Genomic DNA, 13985 nt, shown 5'->3' on the forward strand with positions numbered 1-13985 from the left:
CTGTCTCTGGGCATCGCTAGGAGCTCAGTGCGACGGAGGGAGGAGTGCGCGCGGCGCGGACCGCTGGATAGAGTCCAGCGAGAGCGCCGATCGCGATGGTGGCGATGACGCCACCGACCAGGACCCAGCCGGGGATCACAGGCACCCATCCCTGTGCGATGGCGATGGCGGCACTCACGGATGCGCCGAGACCGGCTCCAACGAGCCCGCCCAGCGCCGAGAGGAGAACGGCTTCGGCCAGGAACTGCAGCCGGATGTGGCGCCGGGTGGCGCCGATCGCCCGCCGGAGGCCGATCTCGCGTCGGCGCTCGAGCACGGAGATGATCATCGTGTTGGCCACACCGATGCCGCCGACGAGCAACGAGATCGAGCCGAGCGCGAGCAGGAGCCCGGTGAAGACCTCGTCGACGGCGGCGCGGGCGGTGAGCGCATCGGACGGTCTGGACACCACGACGTCCGAGGGTGAGGCGGGTTGGACGGAGGGTGGCAGGAGTTCCCGGATCGCGAGCACATCCTCATCGTCCGAGCGCTCGTAGAGGCGGGTGGGGTTGCCGGTGTGGTCGTACTCGGCCTGGGCGATCGGCATGCCCACGAGCGCGGAGATGTCGAGCTCCGGCGCCAGCGGGACAGGCTTCAGGATGCCGACCACGGTGGTGTTCCGCCCGTCGAGCCACACCTGGGCGCCGGCCTCCCGCACGCCGAGGCGTTCGGCAGCGGTGGCACCGAGCACGGTGGCGGGCAGTGCAGCTGTGGCGGGGCTCAACCATCGCCCCTCGTCGAGTTCGATGCCCACGATCGACGGGAGATCGAGTTCGCTCGCGGTGACGATCAACCCGCCGGTGCGCCCCCCGTCCACGAGCGAGTTGCGGTAGACGTGCACGGCCGGGAGATCGGCGGTGGCCGCCGCACCCGTCACGCCGGTGATGCGTTCCGCCCTGGCCGAGGCGTCAGGAGGGAGGGGGAGAGGAGGGATCGACCCGGAGGGCTCCGCCACCGACACCGTCAGCAGGTTCGTTCCCAGCTGCTCGAGCTGGGAGTCGAGTCGCTCACGGCTCGATGAGGAGATCCCGACCACCGCGACCATGGCGGCGATCCCGATGGCGACACCGAGGGCGGAGAGCACGGCACGCGCCGGTCGTGCGCGCAGCCCGGTGGACCCGACATAGGCGAGATCCCCCGCGCGAAGTCGCGAGCGTGGCGGTGGCGGTGGCGGTGGCGCGGATCCGGCACCTTTCTTCTCGTGTCTGCGATCGACGGTCATGGCGTGAGCCCTCTCTGGATGGCGGAGTCGGTGACGATCCGGCCGTCGGTGATGGAGACCCTCCGAGGGAGGCGTTCGGCCAGTCCCGCATCGTGGGTGATGACGACGATCGTCGTGCCGTCGTCGTTGAGCTCGCGCAGGAGCTGCACGATGCTCTCGCCGGAGACCGAATCGAGGTTGCCGGTGGGCTCGTCCGCCAGCAGCAGCGGCGGGTCGCCCACCACGGCACGGGCGATGGCGACGCGTTGGCGTTCCCCTCCCGAGAGCTCGCCCGGTGCGTGGTCGAGCCGGTGCCCGAGTCCTACCCGGTCGAGGGCGTCGTGCGCTCGGATGCGGCGTTCTCGACGGGGGACCCCGGTGTAGAGCAGGCCGTCGGCGACATTGTCCAGAGCCGTGACGCCGTCGCGGAGGTGGAACTGCTGGAACACGAAGCCGATCCGGTGAGCTCGGAGTGCCGAGAGGGCCGAGTCCGACAGGGTCTTCACGTTCGCCCCGTCGATGTACGCCTCGCCGGAACTGGGCCGGTCGAGCGTTCCGATGACGTTCAACAGGGTGGATTTGCCCGAGCCGCTCGGCCCGACGATGGCGACGAACTCCCCGTGGTCCACCACGAGATCGACGCCCGCCAGTGCGTGCACGGGGGGGTGACCCGTAGGTGCGGGTCACGTCGTCGAGCCGGATGACGGCGGTCACGATTCCGGCACCACGACGTTGAGCCCCTCCCGGATGCCGTCTCCCGAGATCTGCACCCGTCCCGAGGCGAACGCCCCCACGGTCACAGGGATCGAGCGCACGGGCTCCTCATCCGCTCCGTCCGGTGTCTCCACCGCGAAGCTGTCCGCGCCGGTGGCGACGAGGGCTTCGACCGGCACGGTCAGCACGCTCTCGGCGAGGGTGCTGGAGAACTGCACCGTCACGCTCGCCCGGGGGAACGCGGCGACGGCGGTCTGGTCCGTGAGCGCGATCGTCACCGGCACCACGAAGGCGGCGGCCGCTGCATCGGGGGTATCCGACGTGGCGCCGTCAGCGGCTGTGCGCTCGAGCGGGTCGCCCACGGACGCGATCGATCCGGTGGTGGCCGTGCCGTCGGGCAGGGTGATCCCCACCTGGGTGCCGATCACCGCGAGCAGCTGATCCGCCAGTCGGAGGTCGATGTCGACGACCTTGTCGGTCGCGGAGACCCGGTAGAGCTCCGCGCCGGCGACCACCGCTGCGCCGAGCGGAGCGGTGGGACGGGCGACGCGGAGGTCGTGGTCGGTGAACAGGATCGCGGTGCGGTCGAGGGCGCCGGTCCGTTCCACTCCCAGACCCTTCTGCCAGGAGCTGATCGCGGTCGCGGTCGCTGCCGTGAAGGTCGTGTCGACATCCCCGGAGAACGGCACCCCCAGCGCGGTCAGGTTCTGCTCGAGCTGGAGCACGTCGTCGCCGTCCGACATCCCGATCTCGAAGGAACGCCACGCGGGCACCGATCCGCGGAGGAGCAGGACCGGGCGGTCATCGATCTCGTAGAGCACCCCGCCTGGGGCGATGACGGAGCCTGCATCCGGCAGCGCGGTGACGATGCCGCTCGGGCCGGCCGGCAGGGGGTTCTCGTTCGAGAAGTGCAGAGTCCCGCGGGCGTTGGTGGCGGAGACCATGTCGCCCGTGGTCACGGGGACCGTCGACATCGTCGAAGCGGCCGGTGCGGTCGACTGCTCGTCGGAGGCGGTTCCGCGCACGAGCAGAGCGGCGGCCACGGCGGCGACCGCCACGATGCCGAGAGCGGCGACCACGATCGTGCGTCGTGGTCGGCGAGGCCTGTTCGACGGGGTGACGGATGCCCGCACGAGCGACTGGTGTGCAGCTGCGGTCTTCGGTTGGGTGCTCACGCGACGCGGCACGTCTCGAAGTCCTCTTCGGAGACCTCTGCGGGGATGAAACCGGGGTCGGTGGTCGTCGGTTCCTGGATGTCGTAGCCCGCCTTCCGGAGGCACTCCGCCTGCTCCAGCAGCTTGTCGAGGTCCTCGGGGGAGATCTCGATCCCTGCCGACGAGGGTGGGTCACCGATCTCGGCGGCGCAGGCGGGGTACGCGGCGCGGATCTCGGGGCTGTCCTCCGTGATCCCTTCACCCGGTTGCGGATCCTTCACGTCCAGGCCCTGGTCGCGCAGGCATTCCGCGAGCTTGCGGTCGTACGCGTCGCGGGCGGCGGAGAACTCCGCTTCGGTCATCGGCTGCTCGGCGCTCCCGGTGCCCTCGGCGCTGCCTGGGCTCGATGCGGCGTCGGAGGATCCGCCTGCCACGCATCCGGTGAGGGCGAGCAGCAGCGCGGGAGCTGCCAGAAGGGTGACGCGCCAGGTGCGTCGTGTGCGGGTCGGGGTGCTGGGGCGCGGGCTGGTGAGGGTGTTCATGATGTCTCCTTGGAGTCGGGGTGGGTGGTAGGTGGTCGTCCGGCCGGGTCGGGTCATCCGGCGGCGTCGGATCGTTGCATCGGGCAGGTGCCGCCTGGCTCGGTCGCGAGCTCGAAGTGCCAGCGTTCGTTGGCGAAGGTCTGGCAGAGCCCGAACTCGGCCCCGTGCTCCATGAGCCAGAACTGGGCGTCGAGGGGCCCGATGTCGACCGCTTCTCCGGTGACGTGGGCCGAGAGCTCCGGCGTGCTGACCCACTTGCGGGCCTCCTCGTAGCTGCCGTAGTCGGCGGTCGCCCGGTCGAGGAGCACCTGCTGGTACGCAGCGCTCCTCCACCCCGAGGTGATCACGAGCTCCTGCCCGTCGTCGGCGGCGGCGTCGGCGGCACCTCGGACTGCTTCGCGCAGCTCGGGGTCGAGGTTGGCGATGGCCGGCAGGCTCTCGTCGAAGATCGACACGGGTTCGGCATCGGAGATGTACCCGTCGGCAGCGGACGCGACCGAGGTCTCGGAGGACGACGCGAGGTCGGCGGTGCTGTCGGGCCGATTTGTCTCGCCGAATGCGCTGGAACAGGCCGAGAGGCCGAGGGCCGCCGTCGAGATGAGCACGAGGGCGGCGAGTGCGGCGCGTGATCCGAGTGGCTTCGGAGTGTGGTGAGGCATGGTGTCCTTTCGGCGTCTGCCGGAGTGACCGGCGGCGTGGGACCAACCTCACCAGTGCGGGTGTTGCCGTGGCGTTGCGCGATTCCGCAACATTTCCGCAACAGGGCGGCTGCCTACACTGAGGGTCATCACACGACCGGGAGGAACGACCATGCGTGTTCTGATCGTCGAAGACGAGGTCTTCCTCGCCGAGGCTCTGCAAGCGGGCCTCCGACACGAATCGATCGCCGCCGACGTCGCCTTCGACGGCGACGACGCCCTCGAGCGCATCACCGTGAACTCGTACGACGTGGTCGTGCTCGATCGCGACATCCCGGGAGCCCACGGCGACCACGTCTGCGCGGTCATCGCCCGCGACCATCCGGCGGTGCGAGTGCTCATGCTCACCGCGGCGGGGAGGCTCAACGACAAGGTGGCCGGCTTCGAGCTCGGCGCCGACGACTACCTCACGAAGCCGGTCGCGCTCGAGGAGCTCATCGCGAGGCTGCACGCTCTCGCGCGGCGGCCCGTCGCGGTGTCGCCGCCCGTGCTCGAGTTCGGCGATCTGCGTCTCGACCCCTTCCGGCAGGAGGCGTACCGGGTCGGTCGCTACCTCAAGCTGACCCGCAAACAGTTCGCCGTGCTGCACCTCCTGATGCAGGCCGGCGGCGGTGTCGTGAGCGCGGAGACGATGCTCGAGAAGGCCTGGGACGAGAACGCCGACCCGTTCACGAGCGCACCCAGGGTGACGATGTCGACGCTCCGCAAAGCGCTCGGCGCACCGGATGTCATCGCGACGGTTCCGGGATCCGGGTACCGACTGGTGGAGCCGGCCCCGTGACCGACCGGGCGGTGCCCTCCGTGCGGGTGTCGGCGCGCTTCCGCCTCGCTCTCAGCTATGCGGTGTTCCTGGTCGCCGCAGGGGCCGTGCTGCTGTTCGGCGTGTACGTGGTGCTGCGCTACGTGCCCGACTACCCGCTCACGGCATCGAACCCCCGGGACACCGGCGGAACCGTCGTGGCGACCCGCGGAGAGATCCTCGGAGCCGTCGTGGGTGTCTCCGGGTTCGCCCTGCTCGGCCTGGCCGTGATCGGGATGGTGGGCGGGTGGTTTCTCGCGGGGTGGATCCTCAAGCCGCTGCGGCGCATCAACGAAGCCGCGCAGATCGCCGCGACCGGCGACCTGGAGCACCGCATCCGACTGAGTGGCCGGAACGATGAGTTCCGCCAGCTCGCCGACAGCTTCGACGACATGCTCGACAAGCTGCGCGACGCCTTCCACGCGCACGAGCGGTTCGCCGCCAATGCCTCCCACGAGCTGCGGACACCGCTCGCTGTGACCTCCACGATGCTCGACGTCGCCTCGCGCAACCCGCACGCTCAGAACTACCCCGAGCTGCTCGCAAGACTCACGATAACCAACGATCGAGCCATCGGACTCACGGAGTCACTCCTCCGACTGGCCGATGCGAACGAGATCACGGCGCTCGCCGAACCCGTCGACCTCGCGGGCATCGTGCGCACGACCCTCGCGGAGAACGCCGACGAAGCCGGTCGACGCTCGGTGACGATCACGCCGCTCCTGCAGCCGGCAGAGCTCGTCGGCGACCCGGTTCTGCTGCACCAGCTCGTCACGAACCTGGTCCAGAACGCGATCCGGCACAGCGGGACCGACCGCACGGGCGGCACTGCGGGCGCTGCCGGCGCGGCTGGCGCGGCTGGCGCGGCGACCATCCGCACGGAGACCGACCATCTGCAGACCGTCATCCTCCGCGTGGAGAGCACCGGCAGGGTCTTCGACACCGAGACGGCCTCGCGCCTCGCGGAACCGTTCCTGCGGGGCGCCGGACGAACCGCACACGGAGACCACGGCTACGGCCTCGGCCTCGCCCTCGTCCACCGCATCGCAGCGGTCCTGGGCGGCTCGCTCACCATCGCACCGCGGGCCGGAGGAGGACTCTTCATCACGGTGGAGTTCCCCACCACCCCCCACTGAGAGCCCAGCCGCAGGGGTGCGGACGGCGACGGTCAGCGGCCGGGGGAGCGGGAGAGGCGGGCGGCGAGGTAGGGGGCCGTGCGGCTGGACGGGTCGGCCGCGACGTCGGAGGGAGTGCCCATGGCGACGATGCGGCCGCCTGCGTCTCCGCCGGAGGGGCCCAGGTCGATCACCCAGTCGGCGGCCGCCACCACGTCCATCTCGTGCTCCACCACCACGACCGTGTCACCCGAGTCCACGAGCGCGTTCAGCTGGGCGAGCAGTCGCTGCACGTCGGCGGGATGCAGCCCGGTGGTCGGCTCGTCGAGCAGGTAGAGGGTGTGACCGCGCCGCACCCGCTGCAGCTCCGTGGCGAGCTTGATGCGCTGCGCCTCACCACCCGAGAGCTCCGTGGCGGGCTGACCGAGCCGCAGGTAGCCGAGACCGACGTCGAGCAGGGTCTGCAGGCTGCGCGCCGCCGCCGGGATGGAGGAGAGGAAGCCGGCCGCCTCCTCCACCGTGAGCGCGAGCACCTCGGCGATCGTCTTGCCGTCGTAGGTGACCTCGAGCGTCTCGGCGTTGTACCTGGCGCCCTCGCACGTGGGGCACCGCCCGTAGCTGCCGGGCAGGAACAGTAGCTCCACCGACACGAAGCCCTCGCCGAGGCAGGTCTCGCAGCGACCGCCGGCGACGTTGAACGAGAAGCGACCCGCCGAGTACTTCCGCGAGCGCGCGAGGTCCGTGCCTGCGAAGGCGGTGCGCACGGCATCGAAGAGGCCCGTGTAGGTGGCGAGGTTCGAGCGCGGCGTGCGACCGATCGGCTTCTGGTCGACCCGCACCATGCGGTCGATGTGCTCGAGCCCCGTCGCCCGACGCACCGTGAGGGTGTCGGCCGCACCGGGCACGACCGCCTCGGCGAGCTCGGCGCCTCCCGTCGAGCTCCCACCCGCACCCGAAGTCGCATCCGCCGCTTCCGTCGAGTCGTCGTCGTCGTCAGACCCGGGATCGCCATTGCCCCCGTTCGCGCGCAGGTGATCGCGCACCACATCCCGCAGCACCCGGCTCACGAGCGTCGACTTGCCCGATCCGGAGACCCCGGTGACGGCCACCAGCATCCCGAGGGGAATGGAGGCGGAGATGTCGACCAGGTTGTGCAGGCGGATGCCCTCGACCGTGAGCCATGACTCCGGCACGCGCGGCTCACGCCGATCCGCCGCCCCCGCGTCACTCGACGAAGGGAACAGGAACGGCCGCGTCGCCGAGGCTTCGACGGAGGCCAACCCCGCGACCTCCCCGCTGTACAGCACCTCCCCGCCGCCCTCCCCGGCCCCGGGCCCGACGTCGACGATCCAGTCCGCGCGCCGCACCACATCCATGTTGTGCTCCACCACGTACACGGAGTTCCCCGAGAGCTTCAACTGCTCCAGCACCTCGAGCAGCGGCTCCGCATCCGCGGGATGCAGCCCCGCCGACGGCTCGTCGAGCACGTAGATGACACCGAAGAGCCCCGACCGCAGCTGCGTCGCGAGCCGCAGCCGCTGCATCTCGCCGGGGGAGAGCGTGGTCGTCACCCGCCCGAGCCCGAGGTACCCGAGCCCGAGGTCGGTGAGCACGCCGATGCGCGCGAGCAGGTCGGTGGTGAGGGCGACGGCCACATCCGTGCGCTCGCCGGAGAGCGTGGTGGGGAGTGCGGGCGCGGCATCCGTGAGCTGTGTCGTGGGGCGGATGACCTCGGCCAGCTCGGTGAGAGGCAGTGCGTTGAGCTCGGCGATCGTGTGGCCGGCGAACGTGACCGCGAGCGCTTCACGACGCAGCCCCGTGCCGTGGCACAGAGGGCACGGCCCGGAGCGCACGAACTGCAGCACCTTGGTGCGCATCATCTGGCTCTTGGAGTCGGCGAGGGTGTGGAACACGTACTTCTTCGCGCTCCAGAACATGCCGTTGTACGGCTTCGCCACACGGTCGCGCTGCGGGGTGATCTGCACGACGGGCTGCTCGTCGGTGAAGAGGATCCAGTCCCGATCGGCCTGGTCGAGCTCACGCCACGGCCGCTCCACGTCATAGCCGAGCGCGATCGTGATGTCGCGCAGGTTCTTCGCCTGCCAGGCGCCTGGCCACGCGGCGATGGCCCCCTCGCGGATGCTCAGTGACGGATCGGGTACGAGCGACTCCTCGGTCACCGTGTGCGCCACGCCGATGCCGTGGCACTCCGGGCACGCGCCCACGGAGGTGTTGGGCGAGAACGCATCCGAGTCGAGCCGCGTGGTGAACCCCTCGGGGAACGTGCCGGCCCGCGAGAACAGCATGCGCAGCGTGTTCGAGAGCGTGGTGACGGTGCCGACGCTGGATCGCGAGCTGGGTGCACCCCGCCGCTGCTGCAGGGCCACGGCCGGCGGCAAGCCGGTGATCGACTCGACGTGCGGATCGTGCCCCTGCTGGATCAACCGCCTGGCGTAGGGCGCGACCGACTCGAGATACCGCCGCTGGGCCTCGGTGAAGATGGTCCCGAACGCCAACGACGACTTGCCCGAGCCGGAGACCCCCGTGAACGCCACGATCGCATCCCGGGGCACATCCACATCGACGTTCCGCAGATTGTTCTCGTTCGCCCCCCGCACCCGCACGAAGGAATCACGGGCGTCACGCGGGGTTTCAGGCATCAGTCGAGTGTATGTCGGTCCCCCCGACCCCGCCGCGGGTCGGTCTACGAACCCACGACGGCGGCGATCTCGGACTCGGTGAGGGGGGTCCAGGGGGAGCCGTTGGGGTCGGCGGAGGAGGCGGCGGGGCTGTCGCCCTGCGTCCACCACTTGGCCTCGTACGGCGTTCCCTCGAAGAGCACGCGGTCGCCCTTCTCGTAGGTGTCGCCGCCCGCCCAGTCGGGGAACGTGCCCTCGGGCAGCGAGGGCAGCGCGTAGGGCTTCTCGCCAGGCAGCACGGGCCCCACGAGGGTCCACGGCGTCTCGAAGTCGTTGAGCACCGGGTCGTCGGGGGTGTCGCCCCTCGTCCACCACTTCGCCGAGTACACGTTGCCGTGCAGCACCACCTTGGTGCCGGCGAGGTACGCGGCCGACTCCGACCAGATCGGATACGGGCTCGTCGCGGGATCGTCGACCACGGCCGTCGTGGGCTCGGGTGTGGTGACCGTGTCGGCCGCCGCATCCGGGCTGCCGCCGAAGCCCTGCGCGAGCACACCCGCGAAGGTCTCGTCGCCCTGGTCCACACCGCTGCACGCGTTCGAGACCACACGCGTGTCGACGTAGTTCGGCCCGCACGTGGCGTCGCGGTTGAGCGACCACATCGACAGCCGGCCGAGCTGCTTCTCCTGCGCGAAGGTGCTCAGGGTCTGCGCATCCTCGAGGGAGAACACCTCGGCGGGCACGTCGTTCTGGCCGATCATGGGGGTCGCCCCGATCTTCGACCAGAGCGTCGCATCCGTGAGCGTGATGCCCGCTTGCGAGTAGAGCGCATCGAGCTGCCTGTGCAGTCCCTCGAGCGAGGCGATCGAGGTGCTGCCCATGGAGGCGCCCTCGAGGTCGACGCCGTAGTCCATCGTCATGGCGTTGACGCCCGCGAGGTCCACGCCCGCGGCGAGCATCTGCGCCACCGCGTTCGTGCCGTCCTCGAGCAGTCCGCTGGGGCCGATCGGCAGGGTCAACCACACGGCGAGGTCGTCGCCGGCCGCCCGGCGCTCGGTCTGGAGCTCGGCCACGGCCTCGGCGCGGCGCTCGCCGGCGGCCACATCGGTGAGGTTGGCGCCCTCGATGTCGAGGTCGATCGTCGAGAGCTCGTAGCGGTCGATCACGGATGCGTAGGCGTCCTTGAGCGCTTCGGGATCCGTGCACGCCGTGGCGAGCTCGGAGTTGTTGGCACCGCCGAACGAGACCATGACGTCTCCGCCCTGCTGGCGCAGGCGTGCGATCCGCCGGTCGAGGTCGAGCGCCTGGGCTGCCCCGTCGAGGGAGTAGGCGGTGCCCCAACTGGGCGTGCACGAGGCGGAGTCGCCGCTGCCGGTGCTGGAGTCGCTGTCGCTGTCGGAACCGCTGCCGGTGCCGGTGCCGATGTCGGTGTCGGTGTCGGCGTCACTGTCGTTGCCGCTGTCGGAGGAGTCGGCGTCGGTCGTGTCGGTCGCGCCGTTCTGCTCGGCGGGGCTGCCGCTCAGCGGGCCCGATGCGGCCACCACGAACGACAGCACGACGTCGCGCTGCGCATCCGTCGCCGGTGTCTCGAAAGCGAATGTCGGCGTGACCGTGGCGTCGACGTACGAGGCGAACCACGGCGCGAGGGTGCTGGCGCGGGCCTGATCGACCACGAACACGCGGAAGCCGAAGAGCCCCGCGGCGACCACGGCGAGCACCACCACGACACCGAGAGCCACCCGCAGCGGCGAGAGCCGCTTGCCGGCGTGCGGGCCCGCGGGGGCGGCGACGGGGGAGGGGTTCAGCGCGCTCATGCCGCGGCCTTCCCGCTCGAGGCCGACTCCCGCGAGGCGGTCGCACCGGAACCCGATCCCGAACCAGTCGATCCGCCCGAGCCAGTCGATGCGCCCGAGCCAGCCGATCCGCCCGAGCCAGCCGATCCGCCCGAACGAGCCGATCCGCCCGGACCAGTCGCATCCGACCCACGACGTGCCGATCCAGCCCCCGCCGTCGACGACGCGCCCACCCGGCCGGCCCCGCGACGCGAGCGTCGAGCGCTCCGCCCGTGCAGCTCCTCGCCGGCAGCGGCGTGACCGTTGTACAGCGCCTCCTGCCAGTCGAACGCGGGAGCCAGGGATCCGGCCCCGGTAGCGGTGCCCGCGGCCACAGCACGAGCATCGGCGCGCGAGGCGGAGTCACGCCGCTCGACCCACATCCAGTCGGTCAACCCGAGCCAGGTGTCAGCCAGCGAAGCCCGGATCCCGATGTTCCCGAAGATCGCCCACATCGCGGTCGCCGCATTGAACCCGGCGAACGCCGCGTTGCCCCAGTTCTGATCCATCACGTTCCGCCACACCGTGAACACGGAGAAGGCGACGATGGCGAACGGCGCCACCACGTAGAGCAGCTGCGCGGCCGTGCGGTCGCGCACCTTGGGAGTGCGGGCGAACGGGATCTTCTTGCCCGTGAGTGACTGCTCGATCGACTTGAGCACACCCGCGAGGTTGACGGGCAGCAGGATGAGGTTGAAGCCGTAGATGCGCAGGATGTCGAGCCCCTTGTAGCCGCAGGCCCGCAGGTCGCTGGCCTGGGCGATGAAGTACGGCAGCGCCGCCACGAGCACGAGCGGGCTCAGCAGCTTGCTGTCGTAGGGGTAGGCGAGCAGGAAGATGAGTCCGAAGCTCGCCCACGCGATCGAGGCCATGTAGTTGATGCGCAGCATCGCCTCGGCGAGCCGCACGGGCCGCCCGGCGCGCTTGCGGGCACGCATCTGCGTGAAGAACTTGGGCAGGATGAGCAGCCCGCCGTTCGCCCAGCGTCGCCGCTGCACGATGAGCGAGCCGAAGTCCGGGGGAGTGGCGCTGTAGCTGAGGCGCTCCGGGTAGTTCACGAGCGTCCAGCCGTGCTGGCCGAGGTCCACGCTCGACTCGGTGTCCTCGATCACGGTGCGGTCCTGCACGTACCGGCGAATCTCGAACCCGCCGATCGTCTCGATCTCGAGGATGTCGTCGAGCGCCTCCATGCGGATCACCGCGTTCGCACCCACCCAGAACGTGGCGTCGTACTCGCTGAGCCCCTGGTGCAGGATGTGCTGGATGTCGGTGGTCGCGCCCGCGAGCCGCTCGATGCGGGTCGGCGACCCGCGGAATGACGAGTACGGGGTCTGGGTCACGGCCACGCGCTCGTTGTCGGGCTGCTCGAGGAAGTGCACGAGCCGCAGGCAGTAGTCGCGCAGCAGCAGCGAGTCGGCGTCGAGCGTGAGCAGGTAGTCGGCGTTCGGCACCACGAGGTCGGTGCGCTGCGAACCCGTGACGGGGCGCAGGATGACGCCGGCGGGTGTGACGTCTTCGCGGTAGCGCCCACCCATGAGGCCGATGTACGAGTTGAGGTTCATCGCCTTGTTCGCCTCGTGCGAGAGCGAGGCGTACTTCTTGCGCTCGAACGTGGCGGTGTCGACGGTGAAGATCCAGACGAGACGACGGTGCAGCTCGAGCATGCGCTCGGCCGCGATGACGGCACCGGAGTCGGGGTCGTCGGTGGTCGCCTCGGCCTCGGCGGCGAGAGCGGCCTCGAGGGCGTCGGCCGTGAGTGCGAGGTCGTCGGCGAGGCCACCGAGCACCTGCTCGATGAAGAACGTGTCGACGTGGTCCTCGTGCACCTCTTCCTCCGCCATGGTGCGCAGCCAGTTGACCGCATGGCGGTACTCGCGAGCGAGCCGGTGCACGGCATCCGTGCGCGTGACTCCGCTCACGAGCAGCTCGTGCTCGAAGCTCAGCAGCGAGTCGGCGAACCGTGCGGCCGGTGCACTCAGCGCCTCGGCGATCGCGGGGGCGATGGCGCGCGTGGCCTCGAGTCGAGCGGCGGTCGCCGCATCCTTCGGCTGGGGCGGATCGTCGAGCAGCAGCACAACCCGCAGCGCGGGGTACTCCTGCAGCGCAGCCGACCACAGCGTCTTGCGCACGACCGCGGGCTCCTCGGCGTAGGAGGGCACGAGCACGCTCATGCCGCCGTAGGCATGATCGCCGAAGTGGCGGTCGAGCTCGGCGCGGGGCACGCGCACGTGGTCGCGGAAGCGCCGCAGTGCGCCCTGGCGCGCCACGAGGTACATGAGCGCCGAGAAGGTCAGGAAGGTCACGACCACGAGGTACGAGATGGCCTCGAGGGAGAGCCGGAAGTTGTCGGTCCCGTACTCCAGGAACTGACGGATGATCGTGGTCACGAGGTACACCAGCCAGGCGCTGATGGTCACGATGATGGCGATGCGGCCCCACAGGATCTTCGCGTCGGAGGGGCGGGTGTGCACGGTGGGCAGGGGTGTTCGATTGCGTTCGGACCCCCACTGGCGCTTGCGCGCGCTCGGGGCCGGGGTCGACTTCGACATGGTTCCTCGGATCTGTGCACGCCGAACAGCCCTTCGTCGAACCGTGGGTGCGGTTCGAGAACGGTGGGGGTCTGACCGTGGGGTGACGGTTCGGATGGTGCGGGTCGGGTCGAGTGGGCGATGGGTGCGTGGGTAGTGCACTCTGCCAGCGCTCGGGTCCCTGAAAACTAGCAACGGCTGTCGATGAAGCGGTCGAAAGAACGTCAGTCCTGAGCCAAAACTGCGCGAATCTTTGCGCGTTTCCTCCACTCTTCGAAATCCCCGCGAAACACATCGGAAACACCTGACCGCACGCTGACCGCCCTGCCCGAGCCGACCGAATCGACCCTGGGGTGCCTGCGTCGTCGCTCGCGGGGTTGCCGGTGGTGGGTGGTGCGGGGTGGGTCTTCTGGTCGGGTTGTCTCCCGCGTCTGCTGCGCAGCCGCCCGCCAGTCCCGAGCCAACAACCCGACCGGAAGACCCACCCCACACCACCCGGCCTCCGAGCCTCTCGCGTCTGCGGGCCGCAAGTTCCTCTCGGAGTTGATCCCCCTGCTCTCGGAGCCAGGCGGTTGTCAGCGAGCTATGGGGGGGCTTCGCCCTGGTCATCCCGTCGTTCCTAGGAGAGGGTGCGGTTGAAGGTGACGTCTTCGGCGTCATGCACCGTGGGTGATATCCGTTCCTCGTCGTCGGGTGTGGTGATGGTCACGTTGAGGGAGTGTCC

Annotated in this window: 10 protein-coding genes; 2 read left to right on the plus strand and 8 right to left on the minus strand. The window is 70.1% G+C overall.

Annotated features, from left to right (window positions below; genetic code table 11):
• Positions 1-16: 16 nt before the first annotated feature.
• The 5 genes from ACEXQC_RS17260 to ACEXQC_RS17280 all read right to left on the minus strand — a co-directional run bounded on the left by ACEXQC_RS17260 (position 17) and on the right by ACEXQC_RS17280 (position 4309).
• Positions 17-1123 (minus strand): ABC transporter permease, encoded by a 1107-nt coding sequence (locus ACEXQC_RS17260; protein WP_374825223.1) that lies wholly within the window; start codon positions 1121-1123, stop codon positions 17-19.
• Between the two features lie 134 nt (positions 1124-1257).
• Positions 1258-1899 carry an ABC transporter ATP-binding protein gene (locus ACEXQC_RS17265; protein WP_374825225.1) on the minus strand — a complete coding sequence of 214 codons (642 nt, stop codon included), beginning with the start codon at positions 1897-1899 and terminating at the stop codon, positions 1258-1260.
• A gap of 51 nt (positions 1900-1950) precedes the next feature.
• The gene (locus ACEXQC_RS17270) at positions 1951-3129 is read right to left on the minus strand and encodes a peptidoglycan-binding protein (protein WP_374825227.1); all 1179 of its coding nucleotides are present in this window, start codon (positions 3127-3129) and stop codon (positions 1951-1953) included.
• Positions 3126-3650, minus strand: coding sequence for a hypothetical protein (locus ACEXQC_RS17275; protein ID WP_374825229.1), 525 nt, complete (start codon positions 3648-3650; stop codon positions 3126-3128). The genes ACEXQC_RS17270 and ACEXQC_RS17275 overlap by 4 nt, the downstream gene beginning before the upstream one ends.
• A 53-nt stretch (positions 3651-3703) precedes the next feature.
• On the minus strand, positions 3704-4309 hold the full coding sequence (locus ACEXQC_RS17280; protein ID WP_374825231.1) for a M15 family metallopeptidase: 606 nt from the start codon (positions 4307-4309) through the stop codon (positions 3704-3706).
• A gap of 151 nt (positions 4310-4460) precedes the next feature.
• Here ACEXQC_RS17280 and ACEXQC_RS17285 point away from each other — a divergent pair, with 151 nt between their 5' ends.
• Both ACEXQC_RS17285 and ACEXQC_RS17290 read left to right on the plus strand, forming a co-directional pair.
• A complete protein-coding gene (locus ACEXQC_RS17285; RefSeq protein WP_374825232.1) occupies positions 4461-5129 on the plus strand; it encodes a response regulator transcription factor in 669 nt (222 codons plus the stop codon).
• Positions 5126-6283: a sensor histidine kinase gene (locus ACEXQC_RS17290; RefSeq protein ID WP_374825234.1), complete on the plus strand. Its 1158-nt coding sequence runs from the start codon at positions 5126-5128 to the stop codon at positions 6281-6283. Before ACEXQC_RS17285 ends, ACEXQC_RS17290 begins: the two co-directional genes overlap by 4 nt.
• A gap of 32 nt (positions 6284-6315) precedes the next feature.
• Here ACEXQC_RS17290 and ACEXQC_RS17295 read toward each other — a convergent pair whose 3' ends face one another.
• The 3 genes from ACEXQC_RS17295 to ACEXQC_RS17305 are packed head-to-tail and all read right to left on the minus strand — an operon-like array spanning position 6316 to position 13282.
• Positions 6316-8922, minus strand: coding sequence for an excinuclease ABC subunit UvrA (locus tag ACEXQC_RS17295; protein ID WP_374825236.1), 2607 nt, complete (start codon positions 8920-8922; stop codon positions 6316-6318).
• A gap of 44 nt (positions 8923-8966) precedes the next feature.
• Complete coding sequence (locus ACEXQC_RS17300) at positions 8967-10715, minus strand: chitinase (protein ID WP_374825238.1); 1749 nt, start codon at positions 10713-10715, stop codon at positions 8967-8969.
• Complete coding sequence (locus ACEXQC_RS17305; RefSeq protein ID WP_374825240.1) at positions 10712-13282, minus strand: glycosyltransferase family 2 protein; 2571 nt, start codon at positions 13280-13282, stop codon at positions 10712-10714. Before ACEXQC_RS17305 ends, ACEXQC_RS17300 begins: the two co-directional genes overlap by 4 nt.
• Positions 13283-13985 lie beyond the last annotated feature (703 nt).

This window comes from Herbiconiux liukaitaii, from assembly GCF_041927495.1.
GTDB classification, from domain to species: domain Bacteria; phylum Actinomycetota; class Actinomycetes; order Actinomycetales; family Microbacteriaceae; genus Herbiconiux; species Herbiconiux liukaitaii.